Annotated in this window: 24 protein-coding genes; 5 read left to right on the forward strand and 19 right to left on the reverse strand. The window is 33.7% G+C overall.

All coding sequences use genetic code 11. From position 1 onward, the window contains the following. Nucleotides 1-14: 14 nt before the first annotated feature. Nucleotides 15-1082 (reverse strand): Gfo/Idh/MocA family protein, encoded by a 1068-nt coding sequence (locus SPD45_RS05465; protein WP_336266722.1) that lies wholly within the window; start codon nt 1080-1082, stop codon nt 15-17. 195 nt (nt 1083-1277) lie between these two features. On the opposite strand from SPD45_RS05465, the gene SPD45_RS05470 reads away from it, so the two are divergent. The 4 genes from SPD45_RS05470 to SPD45_RS05485 all read left to right on the forward strand — a co-directional run bounded on the left by SPD45_RS05470 (nt 1278) and on the right by SPD45_RS05485 (nt 5417). Further along, the gene (locus SPD45_RS05470) at nt 1278-2405 is read left to right on the forward strand and encodes a Gfo/Idh/MocA family protein (protein ID WP_336266723.1); all 1128 of its coding nucleotides are present in this window, start codon (nt 1278-1280) and stop codon (nt 2403-2405) included. Nucleotides 2406-2606: 201 nt separating this feature from the next. Next, on the forward strand, nt 2607-3599 hold the full coding sequence (locus SPD45_RS05475; RefSeq protein WP_336266724.1) for a TRAP transporter substrate-binding protein: 993 nt from the start codon (nt 2607-2609) through the stop codon (nt 3597-3599). A gap of 15 nt (nt 3600-3614) precedes the next feature. Further along, the gene (locus SPD45_RS05480; RefSeq protein ID WP_336266725.1) at nt 3615-4112 is read left to right on the forward strand and encodes a TRAP transporter small permease; all 498 of its coding nucleotides are present in this window, start codon (nt 3615-3617) and stop codon (nt 4110-4112) included. A 6-nt stretch (nt 4113-4118) separates the two neighbouring features. After that, nucleotides 4119-5417 carry a TRAP transporter large permease gene (locus SPD45_RS05485; RefSeq protein WP_336266726.1) on the forward strand — a complete coding sequence of 433 codons (1299 nt, stop codon included), beginning with the start codon at nt 4119-4121 and terminating at the stop codon, nt 5415-5417. A 47-nt stretch (nt 5418-5464) separates the two neighbouring features. On the opposite strand, the gene SPD45_RS05490 is transcribed toward SPD45_RS05485, so the two are convergent. The 15 genes from SPD45_RS05490 to SPD45_RS05560 all read right to left on the reverse strand — a co-directional run bounded on the left by SPD45_RS05490 (nt 5465) and on the right by SPD45_RS05560 (nt 21181). Further along, a complete protein-coding gene (locus SPD45_RS05490; RefSeq protein ID WP_336266727.1) occupies nt 5465-6226 on the reverse strand; it encodes a DeoR/GlpR family DNA-binding transcription regulator in 762 nt (253 codons plus the stop codon). A gap of 27 nt (nt 6227-6253) precedes the next feature. Further along, nucleotides 6254-6985, reverse strand: a complete 732-nt coding sequence (locus tag SPD45_RS05495; protein ID WP_336266728.1) for a LutC/YkgG family protein — start codon at nt 6983-6985, stop codon at nt 6254-6256. Further along, on the reverse strand, nt 6982-8403 hold the full coding sequence (locus SPD45_RS05500) for a LutB/LldF family L-lactate oxidation iron-sulfur protein (protein ID WP_336266729.1): 1422 nt from the start codon (nt 8401-8403) through the stop codon (nt 6982-6984). The genes SPD45_RS05495 and SPD45_RS05500 overlap by 4 nt, the downstream gene beginning before the upstream one ends. Beyond that, entirely contained in the window at nt 8403-9131 is a 729-nt protein-coding gene (locus tag SPD45_RS05505) for a (Fe-S)-binding protein (protein ID WP_336266730.1), read from the reverse strand. Before SPD45_RS05505 ends, SPD45_RS05500 begins: the two co-directional genes overlap by 1 nt. 95 nt (nt 9132-9226) lie before the next feature. After that, nucleotides 9227-11293: a bifunctional aldolase/short-chain dehydrogenase gene (locus SPD45_RS05510; RefSeq protein ID WP_336266731.1), complete on the reverse strand. Its 2067-nt coding sequence runs from the start codon at nt 11291-11293 to the stop codon at nt 9227-9229. A gap of 43 nt (nt 11294-11336) precedes the next feature. Next, complete coding sequence (gene rhaA / locus SPD45_RS05515) at nt 11337-12596, reverse strand: L-rhamnose isomerase (RefSeq protein ID WP_336266732.1); 1260 nt, start codon at nt 12594-12596, stop codon at nt 11337-11339. A 21-nt stretch (nt 12597-12617) separates the two neighbouring features. Continuing rightward, nucleotides 12618-14009, reverse strand: a complete 1392-nt coding sequence (gene rhaB / locus SPD45_RS05520) for a rhamnulokinase (protein ID WP_336266733.1) — start codon at nt 14007-14009, stop codon at nt 12618-12620. Between the two features lie 34 nt (nt 14010-14043). Then, entirely contained in the window at nt 14044-15333 is a 1290-nt protein-coding gene (locus SPD45_RS05525; protein WP_336266734.1) for an MFS transporter, read from the reverse strand. A gap of 5 nt (nt 15334-15338) precedes the next feature. After that, a complete protein-coding gene (gene rhaM / locus SPD45_RS05530; RefSeq protein WP_336266735.1) occupies nt 15339-15659 on the reverse strand; it encodes an L-rhamnose mutarotase in 321 nt (106 codons plus the stop codon). Between the two features lie 283 nt (nt 15660-15942). Then, nucleotides 15943-16131, reverse strand: a complete 189-nt coding sequence (locus SPD45_RS05535; protein WP_336266736.1) for a CsbD family protein — start codon at nt 16129-16131, stop codon at nt 15943-15945. Nucleotides 16132-16176: 45 nt separating this feature from the next. Then, the gene (locus SPD45_RS05540; RefSeq protein ID WP_336266737.1) at nt 16177-17235 is read right to left on the reverse strand and encodes a YkvI family membrane protein; all 1059 of its coding nucleotides are present in this window, start codon (nt 17233-17235) and stop codon (nt 16177-16179) included. A gap of 27 nt (nt 17236-17262) precedes the next feature. Next, on the reverse strand, nt 17263-18369 hold the full coding sequence (gene menC / locus SPD45_RS05545; protein ID WP_336266772.1) for an o-succinylbenzoate synthase: 1107 nt from the start codon (nt 18367-18369) through the stop codon (nt 17263-17265). 6 nt (nt 18370-18375) lie between these two features. Beyond that, entirely contained in the window at nt 18376-19197 is an 822-nt protein-coding gene (locus SPD45_RS05550; RefSeq protein ID WP_336266738.1) for a GNAT family N-acetyltransferase, read from the reverse strand. After that, entirely contained in the window at nt 19190-20317 is a 1128-nt protein-coding gene (locus SPD45_RS05555) for an amidohydrolase (RefSeq protein ID WP_336266739.1), read from the reverse strand. The genes SPD45_RS05550 and SPD45_RS05555 overlap by 8 nt, the downstream gene beginning before the upstream one ends. A 6-nt stretch (nt 20318-20323) precedes the next feature. Then, entirely contained in the window at nt 20324-21181 is an 858-nt protein-coding gene (locus SPD45_RS05560) for a MurR/RpiR family transcriptional regulator (protein ID WP_336266740.1), read from the reverse strand. A 307-nt stretch (nt 21182-21488) separates the two neighbouring features. On the opposite strand from SPD45_RS05560, the gene SPD45_RS05565 reads away from it, so the two are divergent. Then, nucleotides 21489-22373, forward strand: coding sequence for a glycine betaine ABC transporter substrate-binding protein (locus SPD45_RS05565; protein ID WP_336266741.1), 885 nt, complete (start codon nt 21489-21491; stop codon nt 22371-22373). 164 nt (nt 22374-22537) lie between these two features. Here the strand turns inward: SPD45_RS05565 and SPD45_RS05570 are convergent, their stop codons facing one another. The 3 genes from SPD45_RS05570 to SPD45_RS05580 all read right to left on the reverse strand — a co-directional run bounded on the left by SPD45_RS05570 (nt 22538) and on the right by SPD45_RS05580 (nt 25815). Next, the gene (locus tag SPD45_RS05570) at nt 22538-22921 is read right to left on the reverse strand and encodes a hypothetical protein (protein WP_336266742.1); all 384 of its coding nucleotides are present in this window, start codon (nt 22919-22921) and stop codon (nt 22538-22540) included. A gap of 16 nt (nt 22922-22937) precedes the next feature. Then, nucleotides 22938-23813 (reverse strand): YitT family protein, encoded by an 876-nt coding sequence (locus SPD45_RS05575; RefSeq protein WP_336266743.1) that lies wholly within the window; start codon nt 23811-23813, stop codon nt 22938-22940. A 187-nt stretch (nt 23814-24000) separates the two neighbouring features. Then, nucleotides 24001-25815: a sensor domain-containing diguanylate cyclase gene (locus SPD45_RS05580; protein ID WP_336266744.1), complete on the reverse strand. Its 1815-nt coding sequence runs from the start codon at nt 25813-25815 to the stop codon at nt 24001-24003. Between the last annotated feature and the right edge of the window lie 108 nt (nt 25816-25923).

The following is a 25923-nucleotide window of genomic DNA, read 5'->3' on the forward strand; positions in this document are numbered from 1 at the left end:
ATCTACACTTCTTTCTAACTTATTTTCAATGAATTTTGTTGAGCAAGAATTGCAAGTCTTGCAGCCTCAAATGTACGAGTTTGATTAAATGAAAAATCTGTCTTATGTAAACAATCATTTATAAATTCCGCAAAAAAATTTAATCCAATTTTCCCTGAGACATTAAAGTAAGTTTCGCCATTCTCGTTCACTAAATACACATTGTCCGTAACTTTATTTCTTGCCACATCAATATATTTACGCAATTCTATATAACCTTTTGTTCCTAACAATACAATACGTCCATCTCCCCATGTGGATAATCCTGCAGGTGTTAACCAATCGACTCTGAAATACAAATTTCTACCGGTTTCTGTTATGAATTGTGCATCGCCAAAATCCTCAAAGTTAGGATGATTTTTAAGTGTGTAATTAGCCACTGTGCTTTTCATAAGTTGTGCTGAATCTTCATTTGTATAATAAAGAAACTGTTCAATTTGATGTACACCGATATCACAAATAATGCCACCAAATTCTTGTTTATCAAAAAACCAATCAGGTCTACTATTTAAATTTATTCGATGAGGACCTGTTCCTATCATTTGAACAACATCTCCTATCGCATCCTGTTCAAGTAGATCTTTCGCAAAAATAGCACTCTCAGAATACAATCTTTCATTATAAAATATTCCCCAGTTTAAACCCTTCTTTTTACTTAATGATTCTGCTTTTTCTATTTCCTTTAGATGAACAAACCCTGGTTTTGGTGACAGGAAATGTTTTCCACTTTCTAAGGCTCTGACTCCTATATTAAACCGTTTTTTAGGAATAGTAGCACCAATAATTAAATTCGTTTCAGTAAAGTTATATATTTCTTCTGAATGTTGGCATACTAATACACCAGGGTAGAACTTTTTTATCTTTTCTATGTTATTTATACCTGTATCGTAAACAGAATGAAAATTTGCACCAGCATTTATTAATTCCTTAATCATTACATAAACATGATCATGCTCTAAACCAATAACACTAAAAGAGAAGGATCCATCTATCTTTACTGTTTCACGTTTATGTGGATAATAATGTCTATTATTTTCATGCATTAGAAACACCTCAAGATCGTTTTTATCTTCTATAAGCATAAATCTTATGTTAAATTATCAAACCTTTAAAGTCAACATAAGTAAAGAAATATAAATGCAAACAAAGATTTATTGTGTTATATCATTGAAAATCAAACTTTTAAAATGTATGATACAAACAATTGATATTTTTATTTTATTAAAAGGGGAATTGATATGAATACGAAGGTCGATACAATTTTAGTTGGTGCAGCAGGTTATGGCGAAATATATTTACAGAACTTGTTACAAAATCAATGTATAAATTTGAAAGCAATTATTGATATTTTTCCTGAAAAGTCTAAATTTTATAACGAACTTATAAAACGTAACATTCCGATTTATTCAAATTTAGAGGACTTTTTCACAAAAAATTATTGTGATTTAACTATTATCGCTACACCTATTCATTTACATACAGATCAAGCTATTATTGCTATGGAAAATGGTAGTAATGTACTGTGTGAAAAACCTTTATGTGCTGATATTCATGACGTTGATAAATTATTAAGTGTAGAAAAGACAACTGGTAAATTTATGGCAGTTGGTTTTAATTGGTCATTTACTAAACCTATCTTAGATTTAAAAACTGATTTAATTTCTGGGAAGTTTGGAAAAATCAAACGTGCGAAAAGTATCACTCTATGGCCAAGAACAAATGAGTATTTTACACGATCATCTTGGGCTGGAAGGCTTACCCACCCTAACGGACAATTGATTTTAGATAGTGTTGCGAATAACGCAACTGCACATTTCTTACACAACTTGTTCTATTTGTGTGGTGAACAAATAGAAGATAGTTCAACCATTAAAGAAGTTCATAGTTTTCTGTATAGAGCAAACAATATAGAATCATTTGATACGTGTAGTGCGAAAATAATTACTAATAAAGAGTCTGAGTTATTTTTCTTTGCTTCACATGCTACGCAACAAGAGAGTGCCCCAACTTTTGAAATTGAATGTGAGAAAGCAACTATAACATATACAAATGATTTATCAAATAATGCAATCATCGCTACAATGAATGACGGATCAAAAATCACTTATGCTGATCCAGAATTAAATCATTTAGCAAAACTAGATATTTGTATACAAGCTATCATTAATGAAGATTTTATACCATGTGGGATTAAAGCAAGTTACGCACATGTGAGAGCAATATATTTAATGCACCAAAAGAATCCAATTATACGATTATTCGATAAAAATGATATTGTTTATGATTCAATAAATAAATTAACCTATGTTAAAAACCTAGATCAGCAGTTAACATATTGCTACGATAATTGGAAATTATTTGAATAAAATAATATAGCTAGCCTATTTAATTTAAGGAGAATTTTGTAGAGAATAGTTTTTTATTACTATTTTTTTCATTTCTCCTTTTGTTTAATCTCCACTAATCTTTGTATCATTTTGATTTTCTTTATTTTTTTGACTTTTTCTTCTTCTTTGTGTAAAATGTAGTAAGCGTTTTCAGTTTAATTGTTGGAAAGGAGCCTTTTTATGAGAACGAGAACAATACTTTTTCTTTTCATGATTCCATTAACCATTATATTAGTTGGATGTAATAGCAGTAATGACAAGGAAGTCCTTAGATTTGGATATGCAAGTAATAGTCCTCCAGTTGTTGAATCAATGAAAAAATTTGGAAAATTAGTAGAGGAAAAAACAAATGGAGAGGTTGTTGTGGAATATTATCCCGATGGACAATTAGGTGGTGAAAGAGAATTAATAGAGTTAACACAGACTGGAGCAATTAGCATTACAAAGGTAAGTGGTGCAGCTTTAGAAAGTTTTTCTAACATATATTCTATTTTTGGAATTCCATATTTATTTGACAGTGAAGAACATTTTTACCAAACAATGGAAAATGAGGGTATTATGACCGAAATATATGAGTCTACACTTGATATTGGATTACGTGGATTAACTTATTATGATTCTGGAGCAAGAAATTTTTATATGAAAGATAAACCAATTCATTCTCCAGATGATTTAAAAGGTATGAAAATAAGAGTAATGCAAAGTGATATAGCAATTCAAATGATTAAATTGTTAGGAGGTTCACCTACCCCAATTGGTAGTGATGAAGTATATACATCCTTACAACAAGGGATACTGGATGGCGCGGAAAACAATGAGTTTGTATTAGATACAGCAGGACATGGAGAAGTAACAAAATACTATTCATATGATGAACATACGCGAGTTCCGGATATCATTGTTATTAATGATGATGTTTATAGTGACTTATCCCAAGATCACCAGCAAGCAATTATGGAAGCCGCTAAAGAATCTACTGAATATCAAATAAAATTGTGGCATCAAGCCGTTGAAGATGAGAAAAAAATCGCAATTGAAAAACACAATGTACAATTTAACGAAGTAGATAAGGAGCCGTTCCGTGAAGCAGTTCAACCAATCCATAAACAATTTAGTGAAAATCCGATGTTTAAAGATTTATATTACCAAATTAGAGATAACTCTGATGAATAAAGTGAGGGATTTGTTTTGAACAAAATAAAATATTATTTAGATAAAATTGTTGAATTTATTACAGTATTTTTATTTAGCTTGATGATAATAATTACAACTTGGCAAGTAATTAGTAGATATATTTTAAAGAACCCTAGTACAACTTCAGAAGAGTTTATTCGGTTTAGTTTAATTTGGTTATCTATGCTTGCAGCAGCGTATGTTGTTGGAAAGAAGAGTCATATTTCTATCACGCTATTTAGTGACTCATTAAACTCACAAAAAAGAAAAATAATTGATGCATTTATACAATTTTCTTTTTTAATTTTTGCAATCATCATTTTAATATATGGTGGATTAAAAGCGGTTTCATTAACAATGGGACAAATTTCTCCTTCTTTAAATTTACCGATGGGATATGTTTATTTAGCCCTTCCAGTAAGTGGATTGCTCATTATTATATATAGCATTATTAATATCATTAATATTTTTCAAGATAAACGGACAATAAATTCTATTGACGAAATGGGGTAGAGTGAAATGATTTTAAAAGCAAGTATTATATTAATCGTTGTATTTGCGACCTTACTCGCAGTTGGAATTCCTATCGCAATAAGTGTTGCCACCGCTTCTATACTTACTGTTTTACTCGTTCTCCCTATTGACATAGCGGTGTTTACATCAGCACAAAAGTTAGTAACAAGTATAGATAGTTTTTCTTTAGTAGCTGTACCTTTTTTCATGTTATCTGGTGTTATTATGAATCATGGTGGCATAGCTGAAAAATTAATCAATTTAGCAAAATTATTTGGCGGGAGAATACCTGGTTCTTTAGCACATACAAATATTATTGGTAATAGTCTTTTCGGATCTATTTCAAGCTCTGCAATTGCAGCATCAACTGCTATAGGCGGGGTAATGGTCCCTTCGCAAATTAAACAAGGATATGATCGAAAATTTGCAGCAGCAGTCAATATAGCATCTGCACCTACTGGAATGCTTATTCCACCCAGTACTGCCTTTATTATTTATTCATTGATAAGTGGTGGTACATCTATTTCCGCTTTATTTATGAGCGGATTGGTAATAGGTTTATTATGGGCTATCGCAATAATGGTTGTTTCATATTTTATTGCTAAACAAAGAAATTATCCAACAGTTACTAAAGATAATTCTATAAAGCCATTAAAGATTATCATCGATGCTATTCCAAGTTTATTACTAGTAATTATTATAATCGGTGGTATTTTATCTGGAATATTTACAGCAATAGAATCCTCTGCAATCGCAGTAGTTTATTCATTGTTTTTAGCTTTAGTGTATTATAAAACACTAAAAATAAAAGATTTACCAAAGGTATTCATTCAAACAATAGAATTAACTGGAGTTATTATGTTCTTAATCGCAACATCTGCCTTAATGACGTTTACAATGGCACTTACAGGAATGCCAGCAGCATTAAGTAATCTTGTTTTAAGTATTTCAGATAATCCAATTATTATATTACTTGTTATTAACATTATTTTATTATTGGTTGGTACAGTAATGGATATTGGTCCGGCAATATTAATCTTCACACCTATATTTTTACCTATTGCAACTGAAATTGGAATGGATCCTATTCATTTTGGAGCATTCTTCATTCTAAACTTAAGTATTGGAACAATCACACCTCCTGTTGGTACAGGTTTATTCGTTGGTGCAAGCATAGCTAATGTAAAAATAGAACAAGTCATTAGGCCTTTACTTCCATTTTACTTTGCAATTATTGTTGTTTTAGTTCTAGTTACTTATGTCCCATCTATAAGTTTGTTTTTACCTAATCTACTAGACTTATAGAAATTTTATAAAAAACTAGCTATTTGTTATAACAAATAGCTAGTTTTTTAATGACTATAAATCAAATTAATTTTTAGGTATTTCAAGGATTTTTCGATTACTTTATTCATATCGTTACTTGTAATAATACCATGTATGTCTGTAACATTACTTATTTTATTTGATAACATCTTATTTATTTTATTAGATTGAAGTAATATATACACCTTGCTTACATTTTGAATTATTTCTTTTTTTAATATAGCCTCATGAACACAGTTAACGGTAAGCCCCTTTTTAATATCCAATCCTTCACAAGCAATGAAGGCTTTATCAAAATAGAGTTTATTAAAGATACCTTTCGATAACACTCCAGTATAAGTTAACGTATCCTTTTGTAATTCTCCACCTACTGACATAGTTGTAATTTTATCTTTTTCTGAAAGCAGCAAAATTACCTTGAGCGAATTAGTAATGACAGTTAATGTTATATTTGGTAAATGTTTTGCAACATAGTACGCTTCTTTGCTATTATCTAAAACAACCTTATCATTTTCCCTTATTAATTGAATTGCTTTCAATGCGAGTTGTAAATATCTATTTTGTTCATTTAATTCGAATGAAGGTGTAGATAATAAGGAATTATCTCCTTCTAAACTTACAGCACAACCACGCTTTCTAATTAAATAGTTTTCTTCCTCTAACTTCTTTAAATCACGTCTTATAGTTTCCTCAGAAACAGCACATAGCCTACTTAAATCAGAAATGCGAATTTTTTTATACATATTTACATAATTAATTATTTTTAATCGTCTTTCAGCTGCAATCAACTTTACACTTCCTCTATTTCGATTACATCACGCATCATCCACTACGATATATGCCGCATGTAAAGGTCCATGTACCCCTACTACTAAATTCATTTCTATATCTGCACTATTACTCGGTCCACTAATGAAATTAATACATGATGCTATCGTTTCATCATTCGCTACTTTTTCATGAATCAATTTCGTTGCTTGTGTCATTCTAGGAACGATTGTACTTTTTGGAATAATGACTATATGTGTTTTCGGTAGTAGACTAACAGATCTTCCTTTACCTTTGTCACTAAATAATACAACTGTCGCCGATTCCGCGAGTGTTATATCACTAAATGTTAAACCGACATCCGCACGTTCTGCAATCGCAACACTTTCTTCCCTATTTTCGGAATTCCATACATGATATTCTATTATGTCTCTACTAGCCCAATCTGCTAAAGAGCTATCGAGATCAAATGAAGCAAAACGATCATCCTTCCAAGTAATAACCGAAGATGATTCATACCATTTTATTGTTTCTAAAATAGTGTTTGGTAAATTTGCTTTTGTCGTCTTCACAAACTTCGTATGGATTGCATCACATTGTTCTTCTAACACAATTGTTAATTCATCTTGCGATACATCTTTTAACACATCTAATTGTGGATTCACTTTCCAAGCTGGTCGGGTTACTTCCTTCTTTCGTTCTCGGCCAAGTTTCTTACTTAACTCATTCAAAAAGCTTTCTCTACGTTGAATTAAATTTTTACCTGTATTTGTTTTCATTTTTCTCCCTCCCGCTTCCTATACCAGTCCCTAAATCGTTGTTTTTGTGGAGGCATCATATCACGATTTACCGTCCAATCTTTTAAAGGGCCTGGTCCTTTTTCAATCATCCCATGCTTCACAAATGGTTTCGCCCCTGTAGAAGCAAATTTTGTCGCTGTATTGAATTTTCCTGAAGATTTTGCAAGTGTTCCGAAACCTTTCATCATTAAATTTTCTGAAAAAGTCCCACGTTTATCATCTTCTATAATATGTCGACGATGCGAAATTAAATGTTCATGCAGTGGAATTTTTACCGGGCATACTTCAGTACATGCACCACATAAAGATGATGCAAATGGTAATTCTTCATAATCATCATATCCGCCTAATAACGGTGTAAGTACAGCTCCTACCGGTCCAGGATAAATCGATCCGTACGCATGTCCTCCAATATGACGATATACTGGGCAAACATTAATACATGCTGCACAACGAATACAATGTAAAATCGATTGAAATTCAGTTCCTAAAATATCTGAACGACCATTATCTACAATTACTAAGTGGAATTCCTCTGGTCCATCCGCTTCTCCTTCTAACTTTGGCCCGGTTAATCCCGTTACATAGCTCGTTAACTTCTGTCCGACAGATGCTCTTGTTAAAAGACTAACCATAATATCTAAATCTTCCCACGTTGGTACGATACGTTCCATCCCCATTACGGTCACTTGCGTTTTCGGTAATGTCGTTACCATTCGTGCATTTCCTTCGTTCGTCACTAAGGCAAATGAACCAGATTCAGCAACTGCAAAGTTACAACCTGTAATCCCAATATCCGCTTGTAAAAATTTTTCACGTAATTTTTCACGAGCAAAAAGTGTTAGTTCTTCTGGTTTTTCTGTATGTTTATAGCCTAATTTTTCTTTAAACACATCACGAATTTGCGCTTTGTTTTTATGAAGCGCTGGCGCCACGATATGTGATGGCGGATCATGGTCATCTATTTGCAAAATATACTCTCCCAAGTCTGTTTCTACGACATCACAACCAATTTGCTCTAATGCATCATTCAGTCCAATTTCTTCGGTTACCATTGATTTCGATTTAGCGATATATTTTGCTTCTTTTTCTTTAGCTATATTTTGAATATATTCGTTTGCCTCTTCCTTCGTTTGTGCAAAAAATACATGGCCACCACGTTTTGCTACTTCATCACTTAATTGCTCTAAATAATAATCAATATTTTCTAACGTATGTGTACGAATCTCTTCTCCTAATTCACGCCATGACTCCCAATCACCTAAAGCATCCGCAGCTTTGGAACGATTTGTTTGTAAGCGGGTTTGTGCGGAACGAACAGCTTGGCGCATAAATCCATCATGTAATCCTTCATCACGACGTTTATCAAACTGTTTATCCCCAATATGCATTCCCATTATTTATTCACCCCCCTATTATTTAGCACTTCTGCTATATGAAGTACTTTTACTTCTGACCCATTATGGTGCAAGCGTCCACCAATATTTAATAAGCATCCACCATCTGCACCTATTAAATATTGTGCTTCCGTAGATTCGATATGCTCCGCTTTTTCTTCTACCATTTCCCCTGAAATACTCGACATCTTCACAGCAAAAGTACCACCGAATCCGCAACAATCCGATCGGTTCGGTAAATCAATCATATTTAATCCTTGTACATTGTTTAATAAAGTGAATGGCGCCTCTTTTACACCAAGTAATCTTGTCATATGACATGAGGAATGATATGTTGCTGTCCCTTCAAATGTTGCTCCAACGTCTGTCAATTGTAGAACTTCTACAATAAATTGTGTTAATTCATACGTTTTTTCTTTTAATTTTCTCGCCTTCTCACGCCATACATCATCCTCTGCAAATAAATCTTCATACGCATGGAACATATACGCACAAGACCCTGAAGGACTAACAACATATTCCGCATGGTCAAAAGTTTCAATCATATGTTTGGCTACTTCTCGTGTTTGTTCATGGTATCCACTATTGAATGTAGGTTGCCCACAACATGTTTGAGCTTTTGGAAATTCTACTTCACACCCTAAATGTTCTAGCAATTCCACTGTCGCTTTACTTGCATTAACAAAAAATAAATCACCTAAACAAGTAACAAAAAGAGATACTTTCATGTCGAAAACACTCCTTTCTTTTTATATCACTATTTTATTATAGAAAAATAAATGGATGATGTCTAAAGCTGACACATCCATTTATTCCTTCGTTATTATCTCGTAAACGCCGCTGGAACTCCACCGTCAACTGCAACCATATTACCAGTTGTCTTAGAAGATTTAGATGATGCAAAAAATGCAACCGCTTCTGCGATATCATCTGGGAAAATATTCACAAGTAAAGTTGTACGTTTTTTGTAATGTTCTTCTAGCTCATCTGGATGAATACCGTACGCATCTGCACGTTCTTTACGCCAGTTTGAACCCCAAATAGCTGAACCTTGTAACACTGCATCTGGAAGTACAGAGTTTACACGAATTCCATATTCTCCACCTTCAGCTGCAATACAACGAGCTAAATGAACTTCAGCTGCTTTCGCTGTACTATATGCAGAAGCATTTTTCCCCGCATAAATGGAGTTTTTCGAACCAATAAACACTTGGCTTCCACCTAAATTTTGTTTTTGCATAATTTTAAATGCTTCTCGTGCAACTAGGAAATAACCTGTTCCTAGTACATTCATATTTAGGTTCCACTCGTCAATGGATGTCTCTGTAAATGGGCTTGAAGTCGCTAACCCCGCATTATTTACAATTATATCAACACCACCAAAGTATAGTGTTGCATCTATATATGCTTGTTTTACTTCTTCCTCTTTCGTTACATCCATTTTTACCGCAATAGCTGTTTTATCTCCATACGTTTCATTTAGCTCTTCAACGATTTTTAGAGCACCTTCCACATTTAAATCAGCTACTACAATTTGAGCTCCTTCTGACGCTAAACGGCGGCAAACTGCACTACCAATTCCACCAGCTCCACCAGTGACTAAAGCAACTTTACGTGAAAATTCCGCTTCAGGTGGTGCTAATGTTAATTTATATAATTCTAATGGCCAATACTCAACATTATAAGACTCATTTTCTGTTAAAGAAGTAAATGCTCCTAATGACGTTGAACCTCGCATAACTGAAATCGCACGCTTATATAATCCAGCACTATTATCAGCCATTGCTTTGTTTTTTCCTGTAGAAATTAAACCAACACCTGGCACTAAAATAATACGTGGTGAAGCATCACGCAATACGTCTCCTTCATGTTTATTACGTTCGAAATATGCTACATATTTATTTCGATATTCTGCAACCCCATTTGAGATTGCTTCTTTTAAACTATCAATATCTTCTGCATTTCCAGACCAATCGATATATAAAGGTGTACGTTTCGTATGTACTAAGTGATCTGGACATGCAGCACCTACTTGTGATAATTCTGGTGCGTCTACACTATTTATAAAACGCATAATATCTGCTTCATCATAATACGATAAAATAGCGCGTTGATCCTCTGATACTAGACCTCGTACATGTGGCATAATTTCGGATAGAACATCCACACGAATACTTTCTTCTAATGTTTCATATTTTTGACCACCGAATAAAGTTTCTTCATTTACTTTATTTTCGATATAATTTTCTGCCTCATTAATAATTTCGATTGTTTTATGATAACTTTCTTCCGACGTATTTCCCCAAGTAACAAGACCATGCTTTTCCATTAAAACTAATTCACAATTTGGATTACTTTCAACAGCTTCCGCAATCATTTTTGAAAGTAAAAATCCTGGGCGAATATATGGTACCCATACGTAACGATCACCAAAAATTTCATCTGCTAATTGTTTACCATTGTCAGCACAACATAAACTAATGATTGCATCAGGGTGTGTATGGTCTACATGCGGATACGGCAAAAATGCATGTAACAACGTTTCAATCGATGACTTAGGGTTTGAATGATTAATCATACAATGTTGTAAATATGCCGTCATTTCTTCATCAGACATATCCGGACGATCTTTTAGTGGTTGAATATCTTTTAAACGTAAGCCAGTGAAGTTTTCTGCTTTCATTGTTGCTAAGTCTGATCCACTTCCTTTGACCCACATAACTTCGACTTCATCACCTTTAAAGTCTTTTTCTACTGTCTTCATAGAAGTATTACCACCACCCCAGTTACAAACAGCACGATCTGTTCCTAATAAATTAGAGCGATATACTAATTCTTCTAATCCCTCTTGTCCTTGTGCATCTTTTTCATTCCATAAATTCTTCACCATATTTTATTCTCCCTCTCTCATTATATTATTATTCCTTTTCAAACTATCCATTACGTTTGCATAAAACATCTTTTTCATACTGCTTAACTTCTTCTAACCAATCCTCTCCAGTTGGAACACCTGAGATTTCACAGTAATAATCCCAAATAAATCCAAACGGATATGTTTTAAATTCTTCCATCAATGCTAAACGGTCAGTAAAATTACCTTCATCCTGTAATTTCTTTAAATGATCATGTGGTAATAATAAGGCATTTAACAAAGATTTAACCATATTCCTAGTACCAATTGTCCAAGCTGCCACTCTATTAATACTTGCATCAAAGAAATCTAAGCCAATTCTCACTTTATCTAATGCATTATTGCGCACAATTTCTAATCCTACTTCTTTTAATTCATCATCTAATGTGATTACATGATCACTATCCCAACGAACTGGACGTGATACATGTAGTGCTAACTCATCAGAATAAAGTAACATAGCTGAAATTTTGTTTGATACTACTTCCGTTGGATGATAATGGCCTGTATCTAGTAAACATAACTTATTATTTTTTAATGCATATCCTAAATAAAACTCATGTGACCCAACAACGAATGCCTCTGATCCAATTCCAAATAACTTACTCTCTACTGCGTCAACATTGTACTTTGCATCTATTTCTTTTTCGAATATTTTATCTAATGATTCTTTCAATCGAATTCTAGGTGTTAACCGATCACTTGGAATGTCTTTATATCCATCAGGCATCCAAAAATTTGTTAATGTTGAAGTGCCTAATTCTCTCCCAAAATACTCCCCTATTTCCCTTGAAGCAATACCATGACGAATCCAGAAATTACGTATTTCTTCATTCGGATGCGCTAATGTTAATCCTTCCTCAGATAGCGGATGTGAGAAAAATGTCGGATTAAAGTCTAATCCTAATTCATGTTTTTTTGCCCATGCTACCCAATTTTCAAAATGCTCCGGTTTTAATTCGTCGCGATCAACTATTTCACCATTCGTTTCCGCATAAATTGCATGTAAGTTTACGCGATGTTTCCCCGGTATTAAAGAAAGCGCCTTCTCTAAATCCTCTCTTAATTGTTCAGGTGTTTCAGCTTTTCCAGGATAATTTCCTGTTACATCAATACCACCTGATAATTCTCTTTCTTCTACTTCAAATCCACCGATATCATCGCCTTGCCAACAATGAATCGAAATAGGAACTTTCTTTAATTGTTCCAAAGCTCCGTCAACATCTACTCCCCATTTTTCATAAAATTGCTTTGCTACCTCATAATTCTGTTTTACTGACATTCCTATTCCTCCTTATACATGTTAATATTCTTCTAATACAATAGATCTTCTCACTATTTCTCTAGCTTCTTGTAATGTTTCTATTTGATTTAATGATAAAAACTGAATAATACTATTCCCAATTGCAGTGGCTTCAGAAGGTCCAGCAAAAACTTTCCTTTCTGACTCTTCCGCTAACATCTTGTTTAATAATTTATTTTTCGAACCCCCGCCAATTATGTGGATGGTAGAATACTTCTTATTTTGCAACTCTTCTATTTGCTCAATAGATTTCAAATAACTTTTTGTTAAACTACTAAAAACTGTATAAGCTATTTCTCCTGGCGTTTCAGGTATCTTTTGATTTGTTTCCTTACAATATGATTGAATTTCTTCTATCATATTTTCCGGATTTAAAAACCTAACATCATCTACGTCAACAACTGATTGTATTGATGATTTTTTCGCCATATTAGCTAAATCCTCAAAGGTATAATCAACATCAAATAACTTCTTTGCTTCTTGAATAATCCATAATCCCATTACATTTTTCAAGAAACGATAGGTTGAAAATACACCACCTTCATTAGTAAAGTTGTACTCCATAGCTTTCCTTGTACAGTTTGAACTACTATTTTCTACACCTATTAAAGACCATGTACCTGAACTAATATAAATAGTATCTTCATTTGTCGGCAATGAAACAATTGCTGAACCCGTATCATGTGTCGCAGGTAATATAACTTGAACATCAAATCCTAATTCTTCAACCAATTCATCTTTCAATGTACCTATATTAGAACCTGGTTGATAAACCTCTTGAAATAACTCGCGTTTCAATCCAAGTTTATCAATTAATTCATCATCCCAATTTCTAGTACGGGCATTTAATAGTTGTGTGGAACTAGCATTTGTATACTCATTTGTTTTCTTACCAGTTAATAAAAAATGTAGGTAGTCTGGAATCATTAAAAATGTTTTGGCTTTTTGCCATTGAACAGGCTCTTGCTCTTTCAAGGCTAATAATTGATAAACCGTATTAAACTCCTGAAATTGAATTCCTGTTAAACTATATAGCTTTTCTTTTGAAATGACTTTTTCAACATTTTGAAACATCCCAGACACTCTGCCATCTCGATAAGATACAAAATCAGTTACTGGAAGATCATGCTCATCTAATAACACAAAATCTACTGCCCATGTATCAATTCCTAAACTTATTGGTTCATAACCACTATCAAAAGCTTTTTTCATCCCAATTTTAATCTCTTGAAAAATGCGTTTAATATTCCAACAGTAATAATTTCCCTTCAAACTAATACCATTATCAAATCGATGTATTTCTTCTAGTTGAATTTTATTGTTATTTAAATCACTTACGATTACTCTCCCACTGGAAGCACCAATATCAACTGATAATACTACTTTTTTCATAAATACATCCCTCAATTTTTATCTTTATCATACTCTAGATCTGACCATATCTTTCTGTTTCAATTTCTTTTAAAGATTTCCCTTGTGTATCGGGGGCCATTATAAATCCTATAATTACATGAATTACTAAAAATACAACCATCACAGTTCCAGCAACTTTGAATCCTAATGTAAGCATAATTGTTGGTAATACAAGCGACCAAAGTGCAATACCTGTTCTTACGGTAAAATACATAATGCCTTGTGCTGATGCACGATAGTCTGTTGAAAACAACTCACTTGTCCATAATGCATAAAACGCTTGAGCACCAATTCCTGCTGAAGAACCCCACAAAAATACAAATGCAATGAGCGTCCACCATGTCATTGGGAAAAATGTTAAGATAATCCATCCAACTGTTCCAGCAATTCCGCCTATTACGAATAATAATCTTCTACTTACTTTATCTCCTAATTTCATAAAGATAAAATATGTTGTTAATACAGTAAAAACCCATAAAATCGACTGCAATAAATTCGCTTGTTGATTTGTCAGCCCCCCTACATTTTCATAAATGTAAGGCATAAAATAACCTGTTGCACCAGCTGTTAAATTCCAGAATAAATATATTCCTAACAGTAAAATAATAGCTTCTCTATTTGGTTTTAATTTCAACAACTCTTTTAATGACTTTTTCTCAGTTTGTTTTATCTTTTTTTCTTTTTGTCTCTCTTCCCATATTTTGGACTCTGGTAAACCCCTTCTAATGTATAGTGCAATACCAGCAATAATAAATAAGTGCGCAAATATCAATCTCGATCCTAATAACCCTAAGGGTGAAACTAAAACTGCCAAGGCAAAAGTTACAGCTGGCCCAATTGACCATGCTAATTGGGCAGAGCCAACAAACTTTGCACGCTCTTTATCGGGTGATTCCTCAGCAATATACGTCCAAGAAACTGGAACACCAGCTCCAACAGCTACACCCGTTATAATCGTCCCTATTAATAACATAGGAAAATTAAATGCAAATACAATGAATAATATACCTAACATATAAACAACTAAATCATAACTAAATATCACTTTACGCCCATATTTATCAGTTAATGGTCCACCAATCAAAGCCCCTATTGCAGCTCCTAAAGCATTAGCACTTAATGCACTTAATAAACCCACTCCGACACTATCAATGTTTAAATATGCTTGCCACAAAGTTAAACTACTTGCAGCTGCAATAATTGAACCTGCTTCAATATAGTTCGCCATAGCTACCGCAATTGTTGCCTTCCAGCCCGTTACATTTTTGGCTGCAAAACGTTTCTGTATCTGTTGCTCTGACATGAACTTTACTCCTCTTCTATGTGAAATACTTCTAATAAATCTTTTGTTATAGGACTATTATCGTCATTCGTATCCATTATATCTGCCATATAATCCCACCATTTACGATTTATTTCTTCATCAGGGATTGAATTCCATTGCATTTCATCTTTGTACTCTACATATCCAAATAACACACTAGTTTCTTCATCTAAAAAAATCGAATACGAAATAAGTCCTTTATCTCTTAACATTTTTAACATTTCTGACCATAATTCATCATGTCTTTTTTTATATTCTTCATGATATTGTTTATAAACCTTCATTTTAAAAGCTTTTCGATTCATTTACATCCCTCCAACTGATAGCGTTTCCATTTTCTATACAGTAATAATACCACAAAAACAAAAGTAAAAGCAACAAAATAAAGATTTTTTGTGTAGTATTCTAATGATAAAAAAATTCAATAACTTTTCATCATTATTAAAACACATAAAATAACATCTAATATAATTGATTGTTTTATTTGCAACATAATAAGTTAGTTAATTTTTTGATATTTTTCCCTCAAACAAAAAGAACCTTAGTAAAAATTAATTTACTAAGGTTCCTTTGTAAAGAAAACGATACTTATTTCTCATCTTTAAACTTGTCTTGAATATCGCCAAGTTTTTCTTTCGCTTTTCCTTTTGCTTTGTCTACTTCACCTTTAATTTTTGCTCCTGTATCATCTGTTACTTTTCCATAGGCTTTTTTAGCTTCACCTTTTACTTGATCGAATTTTCCGTCTACTTTGTTTTTGTTTACTTCTTCACTCATTTGTACATCTCTCCTTCTATATTATGCTATACCCGAAGAGTAAAATTATGAAACATGCTGTGATTTACGTCCCTTGATCCAAGTAAGCACAATTGCAATCATTAACGCAAAACCGATGTACCCCATCGTTGCATACACTTTTCCTACTAAAGTTGTAAATCCAACAAAGCTAGCGACAAATCCTAGTAAACCAACAATTGTAACTGCGACTTTAAACGACTTACTAGATGGTTCAATAAAACGAACAGTAAACGTATAAAGCATTCCAACTGCTGTATTGTACATCATACCGAGTAAGGCAATTGCTAGTAACACACCAACAAACGGATGTACTTGATTCGCAATTTCTAGCGTCGGCATATCAAGTCCTTGAATTGCATCCACTTTTACAAACATTCCGAAATGGATTAAAATGATTAATACACCTGAAATAAATCCTCCAATAATACCACCCATACCAGCGACATTACGATCTTTCGTTGCACCACTCATGACGATTAATAATGCGACACCAGCTGCTAAATTGTAAGATACATATAAAAATGCACCGACAACCCAATTAGGTGCAGCAGAAGGTTGTGCTTTCGCTAGTGTATCTGCTTCAGATATCGTAATATCCATCGTAAAAATAGAATAAATTAATATAACGAAAATAATCGCAATTAAATAAGGTGTTACCGCAGCAATAATACGAATAATTTTTTGTGTATTTAACAATAGTGTTCCAATCGTTAAAATAATCATCACTATTGTACCGATTACACCATTAAGACCGAATGCTTGTTCAAATGTAGAACTCGCTCCAGCAAACATAACGGTCGCCACACCAAACATAAAGAAGGTTATAAGTACATCAAGTATTAAGCCAACATACTTCCCTCCGATATGATATATGACGCTTTTATGGGAAACAGATTGGAGGTCTGACCCAATTTGTGCAATGGAATAACCCATAAACATAAATAATGCCATTGCTAAAAGACCTCCAGCGATTCCCCACATACCAAAACTAGTAAAATATTGCATTACTTCCTGACCAGAAGCAAATCCCGCACCGACAATTAACCCGACAAATGCACTCCCTATCTCTATACTCTTCTTCACACATGTTCCTCCTAATTATGTATACGATTATACATATGACTTTTTATCGACTGTATAAGAATCAATTGCTTCACGATCGATTTCGTATCCGATTCCTGCTGTTTTTGGAACATGAATATACCCATTTTCTGAAACGACTTCAGGCTTAATGACATCTTTTTCCCAATAACGACTAGAACCTGCTGTATCTCCTGGCAGAGTGAAATTTGCTAATGTTGTTAACGCAACATTATGCGCTCGTCCAATTCCAGACTCCAACATGCCACCACACCAAACAGGGATTTCTTTTTCCATACAGTAATCATGAATTTTCTTTGCTTCTGTTAATCCACCAACACGTCCAATTTTTATATTAATAATTTTCGTGCTACCTAATTCAACTGCCTTACGCGTATCTTCTAAAGAATGAATACTTTCATCTAAACAAATAGGCGTTTGAAGATGTTGTTGTAATGTCGCATGATCAACGATATCATCTGATGCAAGTGGTTGTTCAATCATCATTAAATCAAATGCATCTAATTGTTTTAATAAGTCTATATCGTCCAGCGTATATGCGGAGTTAGCATCCGCCATTATTTGAACATCTGGGAATGTTTCACGCAATGTGCGCATCACTTCTACATCCCAACCTGGCTTAATTTTTACTTTAATTCGCTTATATCCTTCTTTCACATAACCATCTACCAAGTCTACGAGTTCTTCAATAGAATTTTGAATACCAATGCTTATACCGACCTCAATTTTTTCTTTATCTCCACCTAATGCATTAGCAAGGGATTGATTTGTTTTTTGGGCATAAATATCCCAAATTGCCCCTTCGATCGTCGATTTAGCCATGTTATTTTTACGAATATGAGAAAAAATTTCACTCACTTCATCTGGATGTTCTATATCTTTGTGCAAAATTAATGGAATTAAATAATCCTCCAACATATGCCAATTCGTTTTTAATGTTTCTTCGTTATACCAAGGAGAATGGAATGCAACAGATTCTCCCCAACCAATCGTACCATCTTGATCTTTTGCCTCTAATAAGAGAAAATCACGCATTTTAAATGTCCCAAAGCTTGTTGTAAAAGGGGACTTCATCTCCATTTGTACATGTCTAATTGTAATTTCTGAAATATTCATCATCGTTTATACTCCTTCTATTTGTAATTGAACTTTTTTCACAAAATAATAAGTGCTCATTTGTTCTTTCACTTCAATATCTACTGCAGTATATCCATTGGCAAATAATGTTTGAAATAGATGCCTCGTTTTTAATCGCCATTCAAGTGCCAGTTCCTTATCATGCTTCTTCAAGGACTGAAAATCCTTCGGTACATGGAGACTGTACATCTCTACCGTTTCTGTTACATCATTTAATGGTTGACAAACTGCTTGATTCGCCTCATTCCAACTAATCGCATTTAATGGTGTTGCATTCTTTACTTCGATTTGCTCTTTTTCTGTTACATAATTACTATTTAAATGCCACTCTACTTCAAAACGATCAGAAGGCAATCCTTTATTTAGTTTATCTGTCATATTTCCGTAGCAATTTTCAACGTACGTATGGCAAATAGCATTTAATTTCGTTAAGTTTAATTTACCGTTTTTCGTCTCTAATGGATCATATGTCCATTTCATCACGTCATATCCTTTTTCTTTTGCGATATCACGTTGTTTCCACTTCATTTTTTCTCCAATGCCTTTTGATTGATATAAAGGATCAATCCCTAGCATATGGGAACATAAATACACTTTGCCGTGTTCAAATCCTGGAAAACTATAGCTGAAACCGATAAGGGTTCCTTCATGGAAAACTCCTAACATAATGCCACCATTTTTTATCGCTGTAATTGTTTGGTGTTCAGGTACTGGATCCATATCCCATATTTTTCGGTCTAATTCTTTTACGAGTGCCATCTCTTCCATTGTCGTCAATGGCCGATATTCAAGCTCAAAATCATTCATCTTTATTCACTTCTCCTAGCGCACGTACTAACGCATCTTTCATAATCATTACCCCTGTTTTTAAATAGGCAGTGTCAAATGTCATATGAGGATGATGCAGTCCCGGCGTCACTCCACAGCCAAGCCCTAACATCGTCGCTTTCAAATTTGGGTATGCATACGTATAGTAATGGAAATCTTCACCACCCGGCGTTACTAATCGTTGTACTGCATGTTCTTTTCCTACATTAGCTTGTATCGCTTCATATAGAATACGTTCCGCTTCTTTATCCACTTCTGCTGCAACAATTTGGGATTGGATGTCGATATCTATTTTCACTTCATACATTGCTTCGACACTCTTTAAGACTCTTTCAAGTGCTTGAAGTAATTCTTCCATCACACTATTTTTTTGTGCTCTTACATCTAAACTAAATGTCGCATTTCCAGGTATAATATTAGCTGATTTCCCACCTGCTTCTAATTGTGTCATTTTAATAGATGCAGATTCTGTCGGACTAATCCAGATTGATTTCATTCCTGTAACGAGTGCCGCAGCAACTTCAATCGCATTCGTTCCCTGCTCAGGTCTTGCACCATGTGCTTCTACACCGTTGATTTCTCCTTTGATTAATCGTGCAGCACCGTGCAAAATGGAAGCCGAACATGTACCTCTTTCTAATTCAACTAATGGGCGAACATGCATCCCAAATAAATATTGCAACGGTTCAATAATTTCTGTTTCAATAACGGCTTTCGCCCCAGCGCCCGTTTCTTCTGCTGGTTGAAAAATAATGCGAATTGCACCATCTAATTCTTTTTCCATTTCTTTTAATAATTTTGCAATTCCGAGTGCAACTGTCATATGTCCATCATGTCCACAAGAATGGTTTGCTTTGAATTCGCCATCTACTTCTTGCCATAATGCATCAATATCTGTTCGAAACCCAACTTTTGGTTCCCCTTCACCGATATCTACATATAAGCCTGTCATTCCTTCAAAAAGAATAGGTTGTAATCCTATTTCCTTCAATGTTTTCACTAAATAATTGGTCGTCTCTTTTTCTTCCCAACTTATTTCTGGGTGTGTATGTAAATGTATAAATATCGGTTGTAAAAACGTATCTAAACTTTGTTCCATCTTCTTTCAACTCCATTTATTTAAAATAAATTGTTGTTCTATTTTATCAAAATTGATTTTTCGCGCTTCATAATATGCTGGATCATATGTGGTCATACCTGACACTAATGCATTTAAAAAGATAGTTAATAGTGGCATTAAATCTATCGTCGATTGTTCCACTTGTTCTAATACGAATGTAAATGGAACAAATTCATGTAATGGTGCCACATTAGAATCCGTAATCCCAAGCATATCAACATTTTGTCCTTGTAACCATTCGGCCATTTGTAATGTCTCTTTCGCGTAACGATGTTGTGAAATGATAATGACGAGAGACTTTTCATCCATCTTCTGTAATGTACGAATTTTGGCATGTGTTTCTAATGGCATTTCAAATACATTAGGGCGAATTAAATTCAAAATAAACGCTAGCCAACTCGCCGCATATTTGGAAGCATCTGTTCCAATAATGTAAATATCTTTTGCTTCATGAAGTTTTCTTGTCGCTTCGCTAAATTTTTCAGCGGAAATGAATTGGGCCATCTTTTCCATTCGTTCTATATCTTTTTGAATCGTCTTTTGCCATAAGTTATCTGTCGGTTGTGCTTGCAAACCTTGTGACAAATATTTACCTAATGTACTCGCACTGGATGATTGTTCAAATAAATACATTGTTAATTCTTTTTGCAAATGTGCATATCCTTCCAATCCAATCTCCGTACAAAATCGTAATACCGTCGTTTCACTCGTCCCTATTCGCTCTCCAACTTTCTTCGCTGCATGTGTACTGACGAAAGAAGGATGATGTAATACATAATTGGCAACAATTCGCTGCTTTTTTGTCAAACGATTAAAATGTTTCTCGATATTTTGCTTCACCATAAAGAAGTTTCTCCTTCATTATTTATAAAATAAAGTATAGACTTTATTTTTATCGGAGTCAAAAGAATCGATTGAGTTTTCAGAATTTTTGTTTTTCCAAGAGTAAAAAATAAAGCAAAAAAGGTTTCAAACAGATAAAACAAACGGATGTTCACTTGTATAAATGTTTTCATTTTTTAAAGTTTGTTTTTCTTTAAGAAACTGTTAATTGTTTAGAATGGCATTTTTTGTAAAATTGCTATCTTATTACGATTCAGTTATGATACAGTACGTAAATTTTTATCTCTAATAGTAAAGGATGGATTTTATGATGAAATGGAAAAAAGTAATGTTCGTTTGTTTCTCGTGTTTGTTATTGATCCTTACTGCTTGCTCTAATAATGAAAATAGCAATGAAGAATCAGCTGTAAACATAAAAGAGATTGTCGGAATTGAACCTGGTTCAGGAACTATGACGATCGCTCAAGAAACCATCGATGCTTATGATTTAGATGTTTCACTAACTCCAAGTTCAGAACCAGCCATGTTAACAGAGCTTGAAACAGCTATTAAAAACGAAGAACCAATTGTCGTTACATTATGGCAACCACATTGGATGTTTACAAAATATGATTTAAAATTTTTAGAAGACCCTAAAAAGACGTTAGGTGAAGAAGAAAATATTCATACGATGGTTAGACTTGGACTAGACAAAGAGAACCCAACTGCATATAAATTATTAAATAATTTTTATTGGGAAGTAGATGATATGAACGAAGTGATGTCTAAGTTTGCGGAAGATGATAACGTGGAACCACGTGATGCAGCAGCAGAATGGATCGAAGACCATCCAGAGAAAGTTGCAGCATGGACAGATGGGTTAGAAAAAGTAGATGGAGAAGAAATCGAACTAGCTTATGTCAATTGGGATACGGAATTATCGTCTACGAATGTTGTTGCGTTAGTGTTAGAAGACTTAGGATTTGATGTCACATTAACTCCATTAGATATGGGAATTGCATTTGAATCTGTAGCAAGTGGAGAAATTGATGGAATGTTAATTGCTTGGCTTCCTGTTGGTGCCGCTTCATACAAAGAACAATATGATGACCAAATTGATGATTTAGGACCGAGCCTTGAAGGTGCACAACAAGGGTTTGTTGTACCGAGCTATATGGACATCGACAGCGTAGAAGATTTACCGAAGAAATAATATAAAGGTTAGGACAGCTTTTGTAACACGAAATATAAATTGCGTGACGAGATACTCCACCTCTTTTAAACTCGTGTATGAAAGGATACTCTGTCCTAACCTTTTTGATTTTACATTAATTCCTTCGTCTAAGGTTGAATACATGCCATTTTTTCCGAACTTATTCATTGAGACTGTTTTTCATATGTACATTGCAAATTAGTACCTTTCCACTCATATGTTAACAGCAATTTTCTCGCTTCTTTTTCATGCCCTAATTCAATTGGTGCAATATCGTCCATATTAAAAATGTCTACGACCATCTTGTCGTCAACCATTTTATATCCACCTAGATAAGCTATTTCCTCGTTTCCATCCACCTGTTTTAAACTCGTCCCTTTATAATCCTTCGGTCCAGATGAAAATTCAACAGATACAAAACATGTATCCTCCCCTTCAACGAGTTCCCATGTACCAGGATATTTAGGTTGAAAGGATTGCATATATATAAAATATACGATTACACCAACACCTAGTGCAATGAACAGAGCTATTATTCCTTTTTTCAAAATGGGTACCTACTTTCTATTTCGTCTGTTGAATATCATTTACAGTTTCCCCTTCTTTTCGGAAGAACCCAAATATTCCAGCTGTTTGAATAATATTCGTAAACGCATGTGGGTCTGTTTCTGTAATAATATTTTCTAAATCATATAATTCATATCTCGTTACAACTAGATATAATAAGCTTTTATCTTCTTTTGAATATGCCCCTTTCGCAGGTATAATCGTAATCCCCCGAACCATTTGCTTATGTATCGCTCGTTGCAACTCTTCAGCCTTATGTGTCACAATTAATACAGTAACTTTTTCGTGACGTGTATGAATAGCATCGATAACGAGTGTCGTCACATATAGCGCAAGCATTGTATATAATGCGTTTTCCGGTTCATATAAAATTCCCGCAACAAAAATAATGACAGAATTTAAAATTAAAAAATAAATCCCGATTGGTTTATCTTGCAAACGAGATAAAATCATCGCAACAATGTCCATTCCACCTGTTGACGCCCCACGTTTTAACGATATTCCAACACCTGCACCACCGATGACACCACCTGCCACAGCATTTAAAATAATGTCATCAGATAAAGAAATGATTGGCAACAATTCTAAAAATATTGTTGAAAAAATTACTGACAAAATACTATATATCGTAAATCCTTTTCCGATTTTAAACCAACCGATAATAAGGACTGGAACGTTTAAAATTAATAAGAGTACCCCTGTACCGATATTAATCGATAAAAAGTCGTTGAAAATACTCGACAATAATTGAGCTAACCCACTGAAACCACTTGCATATACATTTGCCTCAATTAAGAAAAAGTTTAATGAAATTGCTAATAAAAAAGAACCTAAAATAACGACAGCAATTCGTTTCGCTTCCATAAAAAACATATTTTTCCTCCTTTTATAGAAAATAAAAAACCATTGCATAATGGAAAAAAACACATTATGTACAATGGTTTCATCTATTTCATTTACATCTTTATTTTAACATGAATGAACATACCATCATCATAGGCAACATAACGCTTTTTTTCAACTAATTCATGCTACCACATGCACTTAATAAAAAATACTTTTAATAAACGACTTGATTACGGCCATTACGTTTAGAAACATATAATAATTCATCAGCTTCTTGAATCAGTTCATTCACATCTGTTTCTTCTAAAGGTGCTGTTGATGTCGTTACTCCAACACTAATAGTAAGTATCTCATACTCACTCTTTACATGTGCAATTTGTTCACGTTCAATCTTTTTGCGAACTTTTTCCGCTAATAATATAGCGCGATCAAGAGAAGCATTTTTTAATATAATGACGAATTCCTCTCCTCCATATCTTGCAAAAAAGCAATCCTTCGGTAATGCACTTTCCATTGCTTGAGCGACTTGCCGTAACACTTCATCTCCTGCTATATGGCCGTAGTGATCATTATATTGCTTAAAATAATCGACATCGAACATCATGACAGAAATAGGTAGGCAACGATTGTCACTATCTAGTTTCATTTTCTCAATTTGCCTATTCAATGCATGACGATTTGGTACTTTTGTTAATCCATCTATATACGCTAATTTCGCTAATTGTGCATTCGCTTTTTCCAATTCCTTCGTTCGCTTATATACTTTCCTGTCGAGCGATGCATTCAATGTTAACAACTGCTCATTTAATATTAATGTGTCGTTTTTATACTTCGCAAAATCACGCCCCATAATATACACATGGATTAAAATATAAAGCATCACTGCCGGTAACATTAAATTGTAAAATTGATACAAATTTTGTCCGACTGCATAATCATTAAAAAAACCGATAAATATAATAATAATTCCTACTACATTTAATTTCGCATACGTCAATTGGTTTTTAATACTGATGATTATGACATAGAGCACGTAAATGAAATATGGAATGGAAAAAAGCATTCCTTTAAAATATAAATCTTGGAACAATATTGGTTGTGTGAATAATGTCACAAAAACTAATACAGCATGAACACTAACAATAAAATACATGACATTTTTATTGAAATATTTTTCGTGGAATTTCCAAAGAAAAATAACATATAAGGCCGATGTTAATAATGTTAATATGTATTCTAACCGTGTTCCCCATACCCAATCAATATTTAAAAACATTAACGTATAAATAAATGGAACAGCAAAAAGCGAACGAACGGAAATTAACATCGCAAACAAACCAAATATAAAATATGCTTTTTCTTCTCTACGATAAATGGAAAGAATGAACATAAATAGCCCAGTAATAAAAATCGATCCATTTAAAAATAGTGTCCAAGTAACTGTTCTATAAAACTCTTTATTGATGACAGAGGCAAGTCCAAACGTAATAGAATTTTCAAATCCACCACGAATATGATCAAAACTCGAAACTTGCATCGTAACATAAACTGTAGGACTGTTCACTACAAAATATCCAGTATCAGGCCCCATTTCAGCACGATGTTCCTCACTATTTGTTCCAACCGTTCCATTTCTTGCAACTAATTTTTCATCAACATATAAACGATAGGCACTATATTGGAATGGCACATGGATCCCAAATGTTCGTCCAATATACTCTTCTGGAATATCAATTCTTTTAGTATATGTAGCAAAGCTATTCACTTTGTCAAAATGTGTATCAAATGAATTGGGGATGGTAACAATTTTTCCCTCTAATCGATCTAAACGTTGTTTTATTTGTTCCGGTGACAATAATTGTTCCTGGAACATATACCAGTCTCCATCTAAGGAGATACTGGATGTGTCGAGGTTTACTTCTGAATCTATCAAGTTTGCTGCTTCAGCATGTATCGTACTAGACCCAGGTTTAGGGAATAGTACCATAATGATGAACACAAACAAAAACATATAATTCCTTTTACTCATTCCATGATCTCCTTATGATGGTTTTTTTAGATCTTTATAGCCCTTTCATTATAGCATAGGATTCCTACCTAAAAAATGTAAAAATAAAGAAACCGTTGTCATTTATAT

Origin of the sequence: Pseudogracilibacillus sp. SO10305 (assembly GCF_037072005.1) — a bacterium.
GTDB lineage: Bacteria > Bacillota > Bacilli > Bacillales > Amphibacillaceae > Pseudogracilibacillus > Pseudogracilibacillus intestinigallinarum.

What these genes read in the sequence shown, in the direction of transcription:
- SPD45_RS05465 (WP_336266722.1), bottom strand. Translation starts at nt 1,082, where the DNA reads ATGCATGAAAATAATAGACATTATTATCCACATAAACGTGAAACAGTA.
- SPD45_RS05470 (WP_336266723.1), top strand. Translation starts at nt 1,278, where the DNA reads ATGAATACGAAGGTCGATACAATTTTAGTTGGTGCAGCAGGTTATGGC.
- SPD45_RS05475 (WP_336266724.1), top strand. Translation starts at nt 2,607, where the DNA reads ATGAGAACGAGAACAATACTTTTTCTTTTCATGATTCCATTAACCATT.
- SPD45_RS05485 (WP_336266726.1), top strand. Translation starts at nt 4,119, where the DNA reads ATGATTTTAAAAGCAAGTATTATATTAATCGTTGTATTTGCGACCTTA.
- SPD45_RS05495 (WP_336266728.1), bottom strand. Translation starts at nt 6,985, where the DNA reads ATGAAAACAAATACAGGTAAAAATTTAATTCAACGTAGAGAAAGCTTT.
- SPD45_RS05500 (WP_336266729.1), bottom strand. Translation starts at nt 8,403, where the DNA reads ATGGGAATGCATATTGGGGATAAACAGTTTGATAAACGTCGTGATGAA.
- SPD45_RS05505 (WP_336266730.1), bottom strand. Translation starts at nt 9,131, where the DNA reads ATGAAAGTATCTCTTTTTGTTACTTGTTTAGGTGATTTATTTTTTGTT.
- SPD45_RS05510 (WP_336266731.1), bottom strand. Translation starts at nt 11,293, where the DNA reads ATGGTGAAGAATTTATGGAATGAAAAAGATGCACAAGGACAAGAGGGA.
- rhaA (WP_336266732.1), bottom strand. Translation starts at nt 12,596, where the DNA reads ATGTCAGTAAAACAGAATTATGAGGTAGCAAAGCAATTTTATGAAAAA.
- rhaB (WP_336266733.1), bottom strand. Translation starts at nt 14,009, where the DNA reads ATGAAAAAAGTAGTATTATCAGTTGATATTGGTGCTTCCAGTGGGAGA.
- SPD45_RS05525 (WP_336266734.1), bottom strand. Translation starts at nt 15,333, where the DNA reads ATGTCAGAGCAACAGATACAGAAACGTTTTGCAGCCAAAAATGTAACG.
- rhaM (WP_336266735.1), bottom strand. Translation starts at nt 15,659, where the DNA reads ATGAATCGAAAAGCTTTTAAAATGAAGGTTTATAAACAATATCATGAA.
- SPD45_RS05535 (WP_336266736.1), bottom strand. Translation starts at nt 16,131, where the DNA reads ATGAGTGAAGAAGTAAACAAAAACAAAGTAGACGGAAAATTCGATCAA.
- menC (WP_336266772.1), bottom strand. Translation starts at nt 18,369, where the DNA reads ATGAATATTTCAGAAATTACAATTAGACATGTACAAATGGAGATGAAG.
- SPD45_RS05550 (WP_336266738.1), bottom strand. Translation starts at nt 19,197, where the DNA reads ATGAATGATTTTGAGCTTGAATATCGGCCATTGACGACAATGGAAGAG.
- SPD45_RS05555 (WP_336266739.1), bottom strand. Translation starts at nt 20,317, where the DNA reads ATGGAACAAAGTTTAGATACGTTTTTACAACCGATATTTATACATTTA.
- SPD45_RS05560 (WP_336266740.1), bottom strand. Translation starts at nt 21,181, where the DNA reads ATGGTGAAGCAAAATATCGAGAAACATTTTAATCGTTTGACAAAAAAG.
- SPD45_RS05565 (WP_336266741.1), top strand. Translation starts at nt 21,489, where the DNA reads ATGATGAAATGGAAAAAAGTAATGTTCGTTTGTTTCTCGTGTTTGTTA.
- SPD45_RS05575 (WP_336266743.1), bottom strand. Translation starts at nt 23,813, where the DNA reads ATGTTTTTTATGGAAGCGAAACGAATTGCTGTCGTTATTTTAGGTTCT.
- SPD45_RS05580 (WP_336266744.1), bottom strand. Translation starts at nt 25,815, where the DNA reads ATGAGTAAAAGGAATTATATGTTTTTGTTTGTGTTCATCATTATGGTA.